We start from the raw sequence: 15,906 nt of genomic DNA on the forward strand, positions 1-15,906 counted from the left end.
TCTTAAATGGCACACAAAAAAGGCGGCGGCACCACGCGCAACGGTCGCGATTCCGAGTCGAAACGACTGGGCGTCAAAGTCTACGGCGGCCAAAGCATCAATGCAGGCGGCATCATCATTCGTCAGCGCGGCACACGCGTGCATGCTGGTGAAAACGTCGGCATGGGCAAGGACCACACCCTGTTCGCGCTGATCGACGGCAAGGTGCAGTTCACCACCAAGGGCGCACTGCAGCGCCACACCGTGATGGTAGTGCCGGCGTAATCGCCGACCCTGCAACAACACAAGCAAAGGCGAAAGCCTTCGATAAAAAGGCTCTGCCGACGGTAGGGCCTTTTTAGTTTTTATGGGTATTTTTGGCGGCAATTATGAAGTTTATCGACGAAGCAAAAATTGAAGTCATTGCTGGGGACGGCGGTAACGGCGTCGCGTCGTTTTGCCGAGAAAAATTCCGGCCATTCGGTGGACCCGACGGCGGCGACGGCGGCAAGGGCGGCAGCATCTGGGCGATCGCGGATCGCAATATCAATACGCTGGTCGACTACCGGTATTCCAAGCTGCACAGGGCGAAGAATGGCGAGAATGGTCGCGGTTCCGATTGCTATGGCAAGGGCGCGGACGACGTCATGCTGCGCATGCCGGTCGGTACGCAAATCAGCGATTTCAATAGCGGCGAAATCATCGCCGACCTGACCGACCACGGACAAGTAGTCTTGCTGGCAAAAGGTGGCGAGGGTGGCTGGGGCAATATTCATTTCAAGACCTCGACCAACCGTGCACCACGACAGAAGACTGACGGCAAGGAAGGCGAACATCGCGAGCTCAAGCTGGAGCTGAAGGTGCTGGCCGATATCGGTCTGCTCGGTATGCCGAATGCCGGCAAATCGACCTTCATTACCGCGGTGTCGAATGCCCGTCCCAAGATCGCCGACTATCCGTTCACGACCCTGCATCCAAATCTGGGTGTGGTGCGCGTCAGCCACGAAAAGAGCTTCGTCATTGCCGATATTCCAGGCTTGATCGAAGGCGCGGCGGAAGGCGCCGGTCTTGGCCATCAGTTCCTGCGGCATTTGCAGCGCACACGTCTGCTGCTGCATATTGTCGACGTGGCCCCATTCGAAGATACCGTCGATCCGGTCAAGGAGGCGAAGGCCATCGTCAAGGAACTGAAGAAGTACGATGAATCCTTGTATGAGAAGCCGCGTTGGCTGGTGCTGAACAAGCTCGACATGGTGCCCGAAGACGATCGCAAAAAACGCGTCAAGGATTTCATCAAGCGCTTTGGCTGGAAAGGCCCGGTATTCGAAATTTCGGCACTCACACGTGAAGGCTGTGAAGATTTGATCATCGCCATTTATGAATACCTTGCAGAGCAGCGACAGCAAGAACATCGTGCGGAAGAAACGCAGATGGTCGAAGAAGCGCGAGGCATCGCGTCAATTGATCCGGACGATCCACGCTTTAAAGTCATAGAATAGAGTCTGTTTCGCTGGCCGCTGCATTGGCCAGCGTTGGCTGATGCGCCGGGCGACGGGAGACGTTCACGTATTCGGCGTGTCCGTCATCTCCGCTGTCTGCGCTGTCGTCACCTACTATGAATTCAGTTATTCAAAAAGCCAAACGCATCATCATCAAAGTCGGCTCGTCGCTGGTCACCAATGACGGCAAGGGCCTAGACAGTAGCGCGATTGCCAAGTGGGCCGAGCAGATCGCGCAGTTGCGGGCACTTGGCAAGGAAGTGGTATTGGTCAGTTCAGGTGCGATTGCCGAAGGCATGCAACGTCTGGGATTTGAGAAGCGGCCGACCGGCGTGCATGAATTGCAAGCCTGTGCCGCCGTCGGGCAAATGGGCCTGGCACAGATCTACGAAACCAGTTTTCGGCATCATAATTTGCGTACCGCGCAGGTACTGCTTACGCATGCCGATCTTGCCGACCGCGAGCGTTACCTGAATGCGCGCTCCACGTTGTTCACGCTGCTGCGATTCGGGGTCATCCCTATCATTAATGAAAACGATACGGTGGTTACCGATGAAATCAAGTTCGGGGACAACGATACCCTTGGCGCCCTGGTAGCCAACCTGATCGAAGGTGATGCACTTGTCATTCTCACGGACCAGAAAGGCTTGTACACGGCCGATCCACGCAGAAATCCCGCCGCTGAATTCGTCCATGAAGCGAAAGCTGGAGATCCCACGCTGGAAGCAATGGCGGGCGGGGCCGGAACCGGTATTGGCCGTGGCGGCATGCTGACCAAGATTCTCGCTGCCAAGCGTGCAGCAACGTCGGGCGCACATACGGTGATTGCCTGGGGCAGGGAAGAGCAGGTATTGACCAGGCTTGCTACCGGCGAAGCAATCGGTACCCAGTTAACAGCGCAGACAGCGCAACTGACCGCTCGCAAGCAATGGATGGCGGATCACCTGCAGACCGCAGGTAAAGTGGTATTGGATGCAGGTGCGGTTCAGAAGCTCACTGCGGAAGGCAAGTCACTGTTGCCTATCGGTGTCATCGAAGTCGCAGGCGACTTCGGACGAGGGGACGTGATTACGTGTATCGATGAAAACGGACGCCCGGTAGCGCGCGGCATGAGCAATTATGCAAGTTCCGAGGCCCGTCGCATCATGCGGAGGCCATCGACTGAAATCCTGTCCATTCTCGGCTTCGTCGAAGAGCCGGAACTTGTGCATCGGGATAACATGGTGCTGTTGTAACAAGCCTGCGCAAAGCGCCTTGCCAAGCTTTGCCGTGTCGATTTGTTAAGCGAAGCCGGTCAGCGGTAATTTTCTGACGTCATCGGCTTTTTCTCCCGAATACGGTCAACCATCTGCCTAGCATTGCCGGCAACCATCAGCTGCTCACAAAAATAGTCTTTTGCCAACACGGCATGGTGCCGGTTGACGCTATTACCTGAGATACGCTCCCACTGATCGCGTCGCGAGCGTGACCAGGAGCCATCCTGTTGACCAAACGCATACAACTTGTGTTCGAACGCCGCACAACGGATACCTTCGTAGCTGACATTTCTGGCACCGCCAGTGCTCAACGCCACCAGTACATAGCGAACCACCCCGTCGGTACCGACCGAGACGGAAGTCGAATCAATGGCGAATGATTGTGATGGACTGGAGAAAAACGGCAACAGGTTTTCTTGCTTTGGCGCAGGCGGGAGCTGGACCGCAATTTCCTGCCACGGTTTGTCTTCATCGTTGAAATCTTCTTCGAAACGCGATTGCGCCTGAACGGCAGCGGCGGCTAGCACGAGTGCGCACAACGCAGCTGCACGGATGACTCCTGCGGGCATGGCAATATCCTTTCTTTGAGCCATGCCGATTTCTTCAGCATGGCTCACCATTAATTTGAGCGTAAAGGCAAAGAACCGATTATTCCTGCTTCGGCTTGGCGGCGGGAGGTTGTGTTTCACCCGTCTGACGCGCAGCATGGTTCTGCCTCAGGTATCTTGCACCGTGGCGTTGTCCACCTACACCATGAGAAGGCCGGGTCAGGAAGCGTGATAGTTCCTGCAATGCCTTTTGGTACACCTCGCGCTTGAACTCGATGACAACGTCCAGCGGCACCCAGTAATCATGCCAGCGCCATGCATCGAATTCCGGATGATCGGTACCGCGCAAGTTGATATCACAATCACGGCCCACCATGCGCAACAAGAACCAGATCTGCTTCTGTCCACGGTAATGACCACGGATTTCCCTTTTAATAAAGCGGTCGGGAACTTCGTAGCGCAGCCAGTCGCGCGTACGTCCGATGATTTTTACATGTTCAGCCTTCAGGCCGACTTCTTCCTCCAGTTCGCGGAACATCGCCTGTTCGGGTGTCTCTCCGAACTTGATGCCGCCTTGCGGAAACTGCCACGAATGTTCGCGCACCCTTTTTCCCCACCACACCTCGTTATGGGTGTTCAGGAGGATAATGCCGACGTTCGGGCGAAAGCCTTCACGGTCCAGCATGTTGCACCTCAAAACTTTCTGCGGCTAGATCACCCTCATCGTTACAAATTTTGCATGCGCCGGATAGCGCAGGCATCATGCCCCCCCCGCTTTCGGGTGGCAGCGTGAATCAAATATGTCGGTAATGGATGCATCAGCCAGCTAATCCTTTAAAATTGAGTTGATTATAACCCTCTCTTTTTAAAAAGAATTCACCGTCATGCGCGCATCACGATTTTTTATTTCTACCCTTAAAGAAGCTCCATCGGACGCCGAAATCATCAGCCATAAACTCATGATGCGCGCCGGGATGATCAAACGTCTCGGCTCTGGCATCTATACCTATATGCCCATGGGTTTGCGCGTGATCCGCAAGGTGGAAAACATCGTGCGCGAAGAAATGAACCGGGCCGGTGCCATCGAGATGCTGATGCCGGTTGTTCAACCCGCAGAGCTTTGGCAGGAAACCGGCCGCTGGGACAAGATGGGGCCGGAACTGATGCGCGTCAAGGATCGCCATGGCCGCGACTATGCAATCCAGCCGACTTCCGAAGAAGTCGTCACCGATGTTGTCCGCATGGATATCAAGTCCTATCGCCAGTTGCCGATCAACTTCTACCATATCCAGACCAAGTTCCGCGATGAACGCCGCCCGCGCTTCGGCCTGATGCGTGGTCGCGAATTCACAATGAAGGATGCATATTCGTTCGACCGGGATGTTGAAGGAATGCAGAATTCTTACAAGATCATGTACGACGCCTATGTCCGTATCTTCGATCGCTTCGGGCTGCAGTTCCGTGCGGTCGCCGCCGATAATGGCGCGATCGGCGGTTCCGGTTCGCATGAGTTCCACGTGATTGCCGATACCGGCGAAGATGCTCTCGTTTATTGCCCGCAGTCCGACTATGCGGCCAATATGGAAGCAGCTGAAGCCGTCGCACCTTTAGCTCCGCGCGCTGCGGCCACACAGCCGCTTGTGAAGACACCGACACCGGGCAAGGCAAAATGTGAACATGTTGCCGAGTTGCTGAACCTGCCTTTATCGCAGACGGTAAAGTCCATCGTACTGACCGTCGAAAAGGAAGACGCCGACAAGGAAGTCTGGCTGTTATTGCTACGCGGCGACCATGAGCTTAATGAGGTCAAGGCCAGCAAGATTCCCGGCCTGACCAATTATCGGTTCGCCAGCGAAGCTGAAATCCTGGAATGGTTCGGCACCAAGCCTGGATACCTTGGACCCATAGGCCCCAAAAAACCGATAAAGCTTGTTGCCGATCGGACGGTCGTCGCCATGGCCGACTTCGTTTGCGGTGCCAACGAAGAAGATTTCCACTATACCGGCGTGAATTGGGGACGTGATATTCCTGAGCCTGTCGTAGCCGACTTGCGCAACGTGGTGGAGGGAGACCCGTCTCCGGACGGCAAGGGTGTGCTCGCGATCCAGCGCGGGATCGAGGTTGGTCACGTATTTCAGCTCGGCACCCGGTATTCGAAAGACATGAACGCGACCTACCTGGATGAAACCGGCAAGCCGCAGTTCATGCAGATGGGCTGCTACGGCATTGGTGTCACACGCATTCTGGGCGCGGCAATCGAGCAGAATTTTGACGACAAGGGCATCATCTGGCCGGCCTCAATCGCGCCGTTCGCAGTCGTCCTGTGCCCGATGGGTTACGACCGCAGTGAAGCCGTGAAGGCCGAGACTGACAAGCTGTATGAGGCCATGCTTGCTGCCGGCGTTGATGTCATTCTCGATGACCGTGGCGAACGTCCGGGTGTCATGCTCGCCGATTGGGAATTGATCGGCGTGCCGCATCGCGTGGTGGTCGGCGAGCGCGGACTCAAGGAAGGCAAGCTTGAATACCAGGGGCGCCGCGATGCTGCTGCGACCCCGGTGCCTGCAGCCGAGATGCTCGCTTTCGTTCAGGCGCGTCTCAGCGCGTGAGGATAGCCTCGACGTGACGCAATTTTACTTGCGCCTGCTGGCAGTCGCCCTGGCGCTGTGGATAGCTGCTGACGCCCGTGCCGGCAACCAGAAGGAAGAAGCGCTGGCCGACTCGGTCCGGCTGGCGCTGGCACGGTCCATCAGCGACACCCGTCCCCCCAGGACTGAATTTCCGGATATCCAGGAGCGCATCAAATACCTGCACTGGTTGGGTGAAATGTCCGAGCGGCTGAAGAAGCGCATGCCTGACATGCAGATCCGGCGTGAATTTCTGCAGACAGCGTGGTATGAGGCCAAGCGGGCCGGCCTTGATCCTGCCATGGTTCTCGGCCTGATCCAGGTCGAATCCGCCTTCCGGAAATATGCCGTGTCGCCGGTAGGCGCACACGGTTATATGCAAGTCATGCCATTCTGGACTCGTGTCATCGGTGACGGCGATCGCAAAAAGCTGTTCCACATGCAGACCAACCTCCGCTACGGCTGCTCCATCCTGCGGCTTTACCTCGACATTGAACGCGGCGACCTCTATCTGGCGCTCGGCCGTTACAACGGTAGTCGGGGCAAGCCGGAGTATCCGAATGCCGTACTGGCGGCATGGAAGAATTGGGAATTCAAACAGTAAGTCCTTGGAGCGCGTTCGTCCTGCTTCGGTCAGGCAAGGCCGATGTGAAGAGCCGACCGTCCGGCTCATGGCTTATTCAGCGGTATTTTCAGCTGTAAAAACAAAAACGCCCGCGCGATGCGGGCGTTTTTGTTTGGCCTCTGGAAAGAGAGATTATTGCAGGTGATTGGAAATGAGTTTCGTCATTTCGAACATCGACACTTGCTTCTTCCCGCCAAACACAGCTTTCAGCTTGTCATCCGCATTGATCATGCGCTTGTTGGCATCATCTTGCAGCTTGTTCTTCTTGATGTAGTCCCAAACCTTCTTGGTGACTTCAGTACGCGGCAGCGGATTGGCACCAATCACTGCACCCAAGGTAGCGGATGGCGTCATCGGCTTCATGAACGCTGCATTCGGCTTGCGTGCGGCCTTCGGTTTTGCTGCTGCTTTCTTTGCTACCGGCTTGGCTGCTGCCTTTTTCGCAGGAGCTGCTTTCTTTGCCGGAGCGGCTTTCTTGGCTGCGGGTTTTGCTGCTGCTTTCTTTGCTACCGGCTTGGCTGCTGCTTTTTTTGCAGGAGCTGCTTTCTTTGCCGGAGCGGCCTTTTTTGCTGCAGGTTTTGCTGCGGCTTTCTTCGCAGCGGGCTTCTTGGCGGCTGCCTTGGCCGCGGGTTTTTTGGCTGTTGCCATCTTCAAGCCTCCTTCACAAAGTGTGTTGGGAAATTGCGTCATATCACGCAACGCTAATAGTGGTGCGGTTTTTCAAGGTATGCAAGTGTTTTTTGATCGTTTTCATATGATTTTTTGGAGTGCGCGAGACGCGATCTTCATAGGAGAAAATGCGATATCGACCTTATGTGAAAGGGGCATGGCACAGTCATGATGCAGTGAAGCGTGCGAGGAAGGCGCCGCAGTGCACCGCTTGGTGAGGCCATATCGACGTGGCGCGAAAAACGTCGATAGGCCGGAGAGCCGCGCTGGGCGCGGCTCTCCGAGGGGTAGGGGGTGTAAGGGCAAGGCCGCGACGATACATCCGCACGACGAATACGGCTGTCCGGCAGGCCTTATGTCCCGCGCTTGATCACCGATTTGGTAAGGCGGCTTTCACCGTTTGGATGCGTCGTCTCCCCTCTGACAGAGCCGTTTTCACAGCGCGGCGCGCTACTAACCTACGTCTGTGCGCGTTGGATGCAAGCCACGCTATAAGCCATTGGGCTTGAATCGGCCGTCGTGAATGGGGAGTCGCCAGAGACAGACTGGCCGTAGGAACGCAAACTCGGTCAACGCGGCTACGGCGGTAAGGGGTGCTTGGGCCCGCCAGACGCTATGGCATTCTGCAAGGCGCACGCACCACCGTGCAGACAGGGCGAAAAAAAGCCGGCTTGGTCGCCGGCTTCCAGGACAATCGCGAAAGCGACTTAACGCATTCCGCCGGGCAGCATGCCTTTCATGCCGCGCATCATTTTCATCATGCCGCCGCCCTTGAGCTTTTTCATCATCGACTGCATTTGCTCGAACTGGGCGAGCATGCGGTTGACTTCCTGGACCTGGACGCCCGCGCCGGCGGCAATCCGGCGCTTGCGCGATGCTTTGATCAGGTCGGGTTTGGCACGTTCCTGCGGGGTCATCGAATTGATGATGCCTTCCATCCGGCGTACCTGCTTTTCGGCTTGGTCCATGTCGGCATTTCCCGCCGCCTGCTGGAATTGGGCCGGCAGCTTATCGAGCAGGCTGGACAGTCCACCCATCTTCTTCATCTGGCTGATCTGGGACTTGAAATCGTTCAGGTCGAATTTGCCGCCGCCCTTGATCTTGTCCGCCAGGTCTTTAGCCGCGGCAACATCGACGCCTTTCTTGGCCTCTTCCACCAGCGCCAGGATATCGCCCATGCCGAGAATTCGGTTGGCCATGCGGTTGGGGTCGAAGGCTTCGAGGCCGTCCAGTTTTTCCGCCACGCCCGCAAACTTCACCGGCTTGCCAGTGATATGGCGCACCGACAGCGCGGCGCCGCCTCGGGCATCGCCGTCAAGTTTGGTGAGTACCACACCGGTCAGGGGCAGGGTATCGTTGAAGGCTTTGGCGGTATTGATGGCGTCCTGGCCGAGCATCGCGTCGACCACGAACAGGGTTTCGATCGGCTTGAGCGCAGTGTGCAGTGCCGCGATTTCCTGCATCATCGCTTCGTCGATACCGAGGCGGCCGGCGGTGTCGACGATCAGGACGTCGTGGTAGTGCTTCTTTGCATAGTCGAGTGCGGCGAGCGCGATGTCGACCGGCTTGTCGGTTGGCTTGGACGGAAAAAAGTCCGCGCCGACCTGTCCGGTCACTGTCTCCAGCTGGCCAATCGCGGCAGGGCGGTACACGTCGGCAGAGACCGTCAGGACCTTTTTCTTTTTCTGTTCCTTGAGAAATTTTGCAAGCTTACCGACGGTGGTCGTCTTACCTGCACCCTGCAGGCCGGCCATCAGGATGACCGCCGGCGGCTGGGTGGCAAAGTTGAGCTGCGATGCATCGGGACCGAGATCGGCGCCCATGATGGACGCCAGTTCGCGCTGTACCACGCCGACCAGCGCCTGGCCCGGTGTCAGAGAGCCGACGACTTCCTCGCCGACGGCTTTTTCTTTCACGCGGGCGATGAATTCGCGGACCGCAGGCAGGGCGACGTCCGCCTCAAGCAGGGCAAGCCGTACTTCGCGTAGCATTTCCGCGGTATTCGATTCAGTCAGACGCGCTTCACCGCGCATCGTTTTCACGACTTTGGCTAGCCGTTGGGTGAGATTATCGAGCATGGGTTAGGGTATCTCTGGATATTTCTGGAAATGGAAGGTCGCTGCAAGAATGGAAACAGCAGCGTGGAAGCCACCATTTTACCTGATGGCGCTCTTTGGTCCGGTGTTGTCAAGGCCTGCGGCACAAGCTGGAAATGCCTGAATGCAAACTTCGCCATACCGTGTGCCATGGCGTCCTGCGTTGTGCCTGTGCGGCATACCGCATCAAACAAGCAGCACTGTCCGGCAAACCGCCCAATAGATAAGCCGGGAGTACCTGACTTTGCGCTTCAAGCCGGGGATTGCACTGCCGTCGAAAGAAATCAGCCCTCTCTCGCCGGTATTGCTTCGGATGGCATAAAGTCTGCGTTAGTACGACAGGTACTACCGAACACACCAGGCACAGCCATGCCGCGCGCCTTACACAAGGGTAATATGGGGTCTGCAACACGCGACGGCAAGGCCGTCGAATTCAATCTGGACGACTGCCGACAAGACGAACACATGAATACGGCCAAGCAAAAGGCAATACTCTTTCTGGTAATCGTTAGCGCCTGTCTGATTGTCACGTCGGTGTACCTGCTCGGCGCAAGCAAGGCCCGTAACGACATTCACGCCGCCGGCGACCGGCAATTGCAGATCATCGCGCTCGATCTGGAATCGGTGCTTGAGCGTTATGAAACCCTGCCATTTACGTTGGGAGTGAATCCGGATGTGGTGCAGGTCTTGTTGCAGCCTGCCGACCGCAGCGCGATCCATCGGCTCAACCTCACGCTCAAGCTGATCCAGCAACAGGCTAAAGTCAGCGCCATTTATCTGTTGGACCGGGAGGGCAATACCCTCGCGGCGAGCAACTGGGACGAGGCGCTCACCTTTGTCGGAAGAAATTTCGCATTCAGACCGTATTTTCGCGACGCGGCCGCCGGAAGAGCGGGGCGCTTTTATGGTATCGGGAACGCCACAGGCGAGCCCGGATATTTCATCGCACAACCGGTCTATGCCAATAGCATGCACCGGTTGGCAGCGCCAGTCGGCGTAATCGCAGTGAAGATTGGCCTGTCGGAACTCGAGCAGACTTGGCGCAGCAGCGAAGAGCCGATAGCCCTTGCGGATCGCAGCGGGGTAGTCTTTTTGAGCAACCGCCCGGACTGGCGCTATCACAGCATGACGCCGCTCGACGAGCCGGCACAAAGGCATCTGGCCGGCACCCTGCAATACGCGGCCCAAACCATCTACCCGATTGCATCCCTGCCCAGAAGCGTGCGAGCCGGATTCGGCGACCATGTCAGCAAACCTGTCGGCCGGCTGGGATGGCAGTTGATGATGTTTCCCGCACAGGCAAGGATCAATCGCGCAGCCCTGCTGTCCGCGCTCGGCGCCTTCCTGGTGCTGGCAGCGACCGCAATTGGCTATTGGGCAGTCCATCAGCGCCGCCGTCGGCTTGAAGAACGGCAGCAGTCGCGCAAAGCCTTGCAGCAGGCGGCGGAGGAGCTGGACAGAAAAATTGCCCAACGTACCCAGGAATTGCTGCAGGCGAACCAGCATCTTGAATCCCGCTACGCCAAGCTGCAGGAAGCCGAACATCTGCTGCGTTCGACCCAGAACGAGCTGGTACAGGCAGGCAAGCTTGCCATGCTCGGCCAGATGGCAGCCGGCGTCACGCATGAGCTGAATCAGCCATTGGCAGCGATCCGGGCCTTCGCCGACAATGCCGTGACGTTCCTGACCCGCGGACAAGCCGACAAGGCAGCCGAAAATCTCGGGCATATCAGCTCGGCCAGCGCACGCATGGGCGCCATCATCGGGCAACTCAAGGGCTTTGCCCGCAAGAGTCACGACACGGCCGCCGCAGTGTCGACGGTCGATCTGGCGCAATCGATTCGCGCATCGGCCATGCTGCTCGAAAGCGAATTCCGTCGTCATGGCGTACGGCTCGACATGGACATCGATGTCTCGGCGGCGGTGCTGGGAGACGCGGTACGTACCGAACAGGTGCTGATCAATCTGTTGCGCAATGCGCTCGATGCGGTGGAAAACGCAGAGCAGCGCAAGGTTGTCGTGTCGCTCGACCGCCAGGAAAAGGATGCGCTGGTGCGGATCCGCGACTCTGGTCCCGGCATCCCGGAAGATGTCGCACAGCATCTGTTCGAGCCTTTCTTTACCACTAAGCCTTCCGGTAAAGGTCTCGGCCTTGGTCTCGCCATTTCCTCTTCCATCGTGCAGGCAATGAATGGTCAACTAAGCGCACACAATCTGCCCGAAGGCGGCGCCGAATTTACGGTCAGGTTGCCGCTGGCGGCCGATCAGCATCATGAACACGGAGGAGCACTTGCCCATGCACGAAGTCATACTGATTGAAGATGAACAAGCGGTGCGCCTGGCGACTACCCAGACGCTGGAACTCGGTGGCTTCCAGGTACAGGCCTGCGAAAGCGCCGAGCGGGCACAGAGCTTATTGCAGCCCGGCTTTCCCGGAGTCGTGGTGACGGACGTCCGCCTGCCCGGCAAATCCGGACTCGATCTGTTGTCGGAAACCGTAGCCGCCGATGCGGATTTGCCCGTGATCGTTGTCACCGGTCATGGCGATGTCGACATGGCGGTTGAGGCCATGCGTGCCGGCGCCTATGACTTCATCGAAAAACCCTTTGCCGCAGAACGGCTGGTGGAAACAGTACGGCGCGCCCAGGAAAAGCGTCGTCTCGTGCTGGAAAACCAGCGCCTCAAAGCGGCATGGGCATCCCATCCCGACATGCCTGCGCTGATCGGAGAGTCGGCGGCGATCGAACGTGTGCGCATGCTGATCCGTGCAGTCGGACCGACCGCCGCCGATGTTCTGATCAATGGCCAGACCGGTTCCGGAAAGGAAGTCGTTGCCCGCCATTTGCACGCAGTCAGCGGACGCAAGGGTCCTTTTGTCGCGCTTAATTGTGGCGCCTTGCCCGAGACGATGTTCGAAAGCGAAATTTTCGGACATGAGGCTGGCGCATTCACCAGCGCGCAGAAGCGGCGCATCGGCAAGCTTGAGCATGCCAATGGCGGCACGGTATTTCTCGATGAAATAGAAACGATGCCGCTGGCGCTGCAGGTCAAGCTGTTGCGAGTGCTGCAGGAGCGCAAGCTGGAACGGCTCGGCGGAAACGATCCGATCAGCATCGATTGTCGGGTCATCGCAGCCAGCAAGACCAACCTGCTCGAGTTGAGCGCTCAGGGAAAGTTCAGGGAAGACCTGTACTACCGTATCGGTGTCGTGAGCATCGACCTGCCACGCCTGGTCGACCGGCGTGACGACATTCCGCCGCTGCTTGCCCATTTCGTGCAGGGGGCGGCGATTCGCTACCAGCGTCCGGCGCCAGCCTGGACCCACGCACAGATCACCCAATGGAAAGCGCGGGACTGGCCCGGCAATGTCCGGGAGTTACGTAATTTCGCCGACCGCATGGTGCTCGGCGTGCTCGATCAGCCCGGTGCCCTGGCAGAGCCGGCGACGATGATGGCGAATACACTCCCGCAGCAGGTCGACGCCTATGAACGCACGCTGATCGCCGATGCGCTGGCTGCCCATGACGGCAACGTCGCGGCAACCGCCGACCATCTTGGTGTGCCGAAAAAGACCTTGTATGACAAACTAAAAAAATATCAGCTGCCGGCCGGAAGGGCGGTCGATGAGAAAGTAACATGACAAATAGCATGACAAATAGCATGACAAATAACATGACACCTTGGGCAGACTGGCGCACGCTTGCGACAGTAGCGTAAGCGACGCACCAGCTTGCCGGGTCGACGGCCGGACATGGTGTAAACTCAGGAATCTCTCCATAACCGTCCTTGCGCGATGCACATCACCTTTTTTGTATTGGCAGCGCTGCTCTACGCGACTTGCGCCGTTTTGCCTTCCCGGCAACGGATTGCCATTTCCGCCGGGACTGCGGTCGGCTGGCTACTGCATGGCGGTGCGCTCTGGGCTGACATGGTCCAACCCGGATCGCTGCGCATCGGGTTTGCCTTCGTACTGTCCGCCACGCTCTGGATTTCCGTCGCCGCGTACTGGCTCGAGAATCGTAACTTCTCGCTCGATAGCCTGCGCGTAATGGTGCTGCCCACCGCCGCAGTTGCCGTCATCCTGCCCGGCCTGTTTCCGGGCAGCCTGATTCCTCTCGAGGGCAAATCATCACTGTTTCCGTGGCACGTCGCGATTGCCATTCTTGCGTATAGCTCGCTGACCATCGCCGCCTTCCATGCGGTACTGATGGCATTGCAGGAGGCGCAACTGCATGCATCGCCCGGCGAAGCGCGCGGTCGCTGGCTGGCGCGCGCCATCGACCGGCTGCCAGCGCTCCTGACCATGGAGAAAATCCTGTTCCGCATGATCGCCTTCGGTTTCACGCTGCTGACCATGACGGTCCTGTCCGGTATTGTGTTTTCAGAACAACTGTTCGGCATACCGATCAAGTGGGATCACAAGACCATTTTCACCCTGTTGTCTTGGATACTGTTTGGATTGCTGCTCGCCGGCCGGTTCTGGCGCGGGTGGCGCGGCAAGATGGCCTTGCGCTTTACCCTGACTGGATTTGCGACCCTTTTGCTTGCGTATGTCGGTAGCCGCTTCGTCCTGGAAGTGGTGTTGCATCGGAGCCTGGCATGAAGTTTCTGCTTTGGGCGGTAATTATTGCCCTGGTCGTGATGTGGATCCTGCGCGAAAAAAAGGTCAGCGGCACCGTGCGCGACGCGCGGCAAGGCACAGGAACGGGACGTGAGGCGCTCCCTGAACCGCAGCCAATGCTACAGTGCGCGGAATGCGGCCTCCACCTGCCGGCATCCGAAGCGCTGGCCGGACCGCACGGCATGATTTTTTGCAGCGAAGAACACCGGTTGCGACATGCCGGTCGTTGACTTGCGGGCAATGGCAACACGCCTGTCGGCGAGCCGATGATGGACACCGTACTGCAGCGGCGGGAAAGCCGCGAAACCTTCTGGCGCACCCTGCAAACCTTTTGTGCGACGCGTGTTGTGATCACGCTGGTGCTGCTTGCCTATTTCAGCATCAACGCATTCCGCGAGTCGCAGGGCAGCAATGGCTATGCCGAATGGCAAACCTGCCTGCTTTATCTCGTGCTCGCCTTGGGTTTCGGATCCCTCTCCACCTATGTACAGCGGCGCTTCATGCTGCAACTACTGGCGCAACTGGTGGTCGACATTAGTGCGATTTCGATTTTGTACATTGCCGCCGGCGGTGCGCGCAGCGGCCTGGCGATTCTTTATCTGTTTCCGTTGTCTGGCGCGGCGGTCCTGGCACCGCTGGTACTGGCGCTGTTCTTTGTCTCCATCGTCACGCTGATCCTGCTGGGCGAAAGCCTGTACCAGTTGCTGTACTCAATGGCGGATACCTCGCCGTCGCAGGCAGGCCTCTACGGCGCTGCATTTTTCGCCGCAATCTTTGTCATCAACCGCCTCGCAGCCAAGCTAATCAAGCAGGAAGACCTGGCAACACAGCGAGGCCGGGACCTGCAATTGCAGGAGGCAATCAATCGCCTGGTGATTGCGGACATGAACGATGGGATTCTCGTGGTGGGCGACGACACCGAAGTTTTTGCCGGTAATCCCGCTGCCGAACGCATGCTGGGCATGTCGGTTGCATATGGTCAACCACGCTACAAACTGACCGACCGCGAGACCCTGACACCGATCGCCGAGGCCTTCTTTGCATGGCAGCAAGCCGCAGTTGGCCACACAGAAGATAGCGAATCCTCCACCTATGTCAGGGTGAAGCCTGGCGACGATATGGGAGTGACGCGACCAATGACGACGCGCGATCGTCGACGCGACCTGCACACGCATCTGAAATTGCGCTTTGCTTCGGTGAAGAGTGCCGGTCTCAGCAATGACCGTACCGTGATTTTCCTGCAGGACGTCAGCGAAATCGAAAACCAGGCGCAGCAACTCAAACTGGCGTCGATGGGCCGTCTGACCGCGAGCATCGCTCACGAAGTAAGGAATCCCCTGTCGGCCATTTCCCATGCGGCTTCGCTGCTGAGCGAAGACCTGGTCCAGCCGACCGAAAAGCGCCTGCTCAATATCGTCAGCGACAATGTGATCCGACTGAATCGCATGATTGAAGACATTCTGAAACTGTCGCGTAAGGCGCATACGCAGGCCGAGCCGCTGCAGTTGACACCCTTCCTGTCGGAAGCGGTGCTCGAACTGCGGGAAACCCACAAACTTACGCCCGACATGATTGCCGTCGGCCGGATGGACAATGCCCAGGTGCGGTTCGACCCGCTGCATTTGCGCGAGGTAGTCATGAATCTGTTAACCAACGCATTGCGCTACGCCAGCGGAAGGCCTGGCAGTATACGTCTGCTGGCAGTGTCGCCGACCCCCGAACGCCTCGAGTTGCATGTGCAGGACGATGGGCCGGCTATCACGCCTGAAGTGAGGGCACATCTGTTCGAACCGTTTTACACTACATCCAGCAAGGGAACCGGGCTGGGGCTATATGTCGCCCGCGAACTGTGCCTCAACAATGGCGCGATGCTCGACTATGAATACCGGATGGACCTTTCCGGTGATGGCCGCGACGAGCCGAGCGGACGTTTTGTGATTACCTTTGCCGTATAACGTGCCGGGCACAGCGCCTGGCACATCGATG

General features: G+C 57.8%; 14 protein-coding genes. 10 read left to right on the plus strand and 4 right to left on the minus strand.

The genetic code is table 11. The features are described 5' to 3' along the window. Positions 1-6 precede the first annotated feature (6 nt). The 3 genes from rpmA (at position 7) to proB (ending at position 2,713) form a co-directional block, all read left to right on the plus strand. Positions 7-264: a 50S ribosomal protein L27 gene (gene rpmA / locus ASE07_RS07055; RefSeq protein ID WP_057290115.1), complete on the plus strand. Its 258-nt coding sequence runs from the start codon at positions 7-9 to the stop codon at positions 262-264. 104 nt (positions 265-368) lie between these two features. Beyond that, positions 369-1,478, plus strand: coding sequence for a GTPase ObgE (gene obgE / locus ASE07_RS07060; RefSeq protein WP_057290116.1), 1,110 nt, complete (start codon positions 369-371; stop codon positions 1,476-1,478). A 116-nt stretch (positions 1,479-1,594) separates the two neighbouring features. Continuing rightward, positions 1,595-2,713, plus strand: a complete 1,119-nt coding sequence (gene proB / locus ASE07_RS07065; RefSeq protein WP_057290117.1) for a glutamate 5-kinase — start codon at positions 1,595-1,597, stop codon at positions 2,711-2,713. Positions 2,714-2,772: 59 nt separating this feature from the next. Here proB and ASE07_RS07070 read toward each other — a convergent pair whose 3' ends face one another. Together ASE07_RS07070 and ASE07_RS07075 are read right to left on the minus strand one after the other, a co-directional pair. After that, positions 2,773-3,327, minus strand: coding sequence for a CNP1-like family protein (locus ASE07_RS07070; RefSeq protein WP_235548369.1), 555 nt, complete (start codon positions 3,325-3,327; stop codon positions 2,773-2,775). A 55-nt stretch (positions 3,328-3,382) separates the two neighbouring features. Further along, the gene (locus tag ASE07_RS07075; RefSeq protein WP_057290118.1) at positions 3,383-3,967 is read right to left on the minus strand and encodes an RNA pyrophosphohydrolase; all 585 of its coding nucleotides are present in this window, start codon (positions 3,965-3,967) and stop codon (positions 3,383-3,385) included. 199 nt (positions 3,968-4,166) lie between these two features. On the opposite strand from ASE07_RS07075, the gene ASE07_RS07080 reads away from it, so the two are divergent. Both ASE07_RS07080 and ASE07_RS07085 read left to right on the plus strand, forming a co-directional pair. Further along, entirely contained in the window at positions 4,167-5,891 is a 1,725-nt protein-coding gene (locus ASE07_RS07080) for a proline--tRNA ligase (protein WP_057290119.1), read from the plus strand. A gap of 13 nt (positions 5,892-5,904) precedes the next feature. Further along, entirely contained in the window at positions 5,905-6,513 is a 609-nt protein-coding gene (locus ASE07_RS07085) for a lytic transglycosylase domain-containing protein (protein WP_057290120.1), read from the plus strand. 153 nt (positions 6,514-6,666) lie between these two features. Here ASE07_RS07085 and ASE07_RS07090 read toward each other — a convergent pair whose 3' ends face one another. Both ASE07_RS07090 and ffh read right to left on the minus strand, forming a co-directional pair. Further along, a complete protein-coding gene (locus ASE07_RS07090; RefSeq protein ID WP_057290121.1) occupies positions 6,667-7,182 on the minus strand; it encodes an SWIB/MDM2 domain-containing protein in 516 nt (171 codons plus the stop codon). Between the two features lie 728 nt (positions 7,183-7,910). Next, complete coding sequence (ffh, locus tag ASE07_RS07095) at positions 7,911-9,281, minus strand: signal recognition particle protein (protein WP_057290122.1); 1,371 nt, start codon at positions 9,279-9,281, stop codon at positions 7,911-7,913. A 483-nt stretch (positions 9,282-9,764) separates the two neighbouring features. On the opposite strand from ffh, the gene ASE07_RS07100 reads away from it, so the two are divergent. The 5 genes from ASE07_RS07100 to ASE07_RS07120 all read left to right on the plus strand — a co-directional run bounded on the left by ASE07_RS07100 (position 9,765) and on the right by ASE07_RS07120 (position 15,875). Continuing rightward, positions 9,765-11,618, plus strand: a complete 1,854-nt coding sequence (locus tag ASE07_RS07100; RefSeq protein WP_057290180.1) for a sensor histidine kinase — start codon at positions 9,765-9,767, stop codon at positions 11,616-11,618. Further along, positions 11,596-12,939, plus strand: coding sequence for a sigma-54-dependent transcriptional regulator (locus tag ASE07_RS07105; RefSeq protein ID WP_235548371.1), 1,344 nt, complete (start codon positions 11,596-11,598; stop codon positions 12,937-12,939). Before ASE07_RS07100 ends, ASE07_RS07105 begins: the two co-directional genes overlap by 23 nt. A 153-nt stretch (positions 12,940-13,092) precedes the next feature. After that, positions 13,093-13,902 carry a cytochrome C assembly family protein gene (locus tag ASE07_RS07110; RefSeq protein ID WP_057290124.1) on the plus strand — a complete coding sequence of 270 codons (810 nt, stop codon included), beginning with the start codon at positions 13,093-13,095 and terminating at the stop codon, positions 13,900-13,902. Continuing rightward, positions 13,899-14,150: a PP0621 family protein gene (locus ASE07_RS07115; protein WP_057290125.1), complete on the plus strand. Its 252-nt coding sequence runs from the start codon at positions 13,899-13,901 to the stop codon at positions 14,148-14,150. The genes ASE07_RS07110 and ASE07_RS07115 overlap by 4 nt, the downstream gene beginning before the upstream one ends. A 36-nt stretch (positions 14,151-14,186) precedes the next feature. Beyond that, entirely contained in the window at positions 14,187-15,875 is a 1,689-nt protein-coding gene (locus ASE07_RS07120) for a two-component system sensor histidine kinase NtrB (RefSeq protein WP_156396447.1), read from the plus strand. Positions 15,876-15,906 lie beyond the last annotated feature (31 nt).

The organism is Noviherbaspirillum sp. Root189 (assembly GCF_001428545.1).
Lineage (GTDB): Bacteria > Pseudomonadota > Gammaproteobacteria > Burkholderiales > Burkholderiaceae_D > Noviherbaspirillum.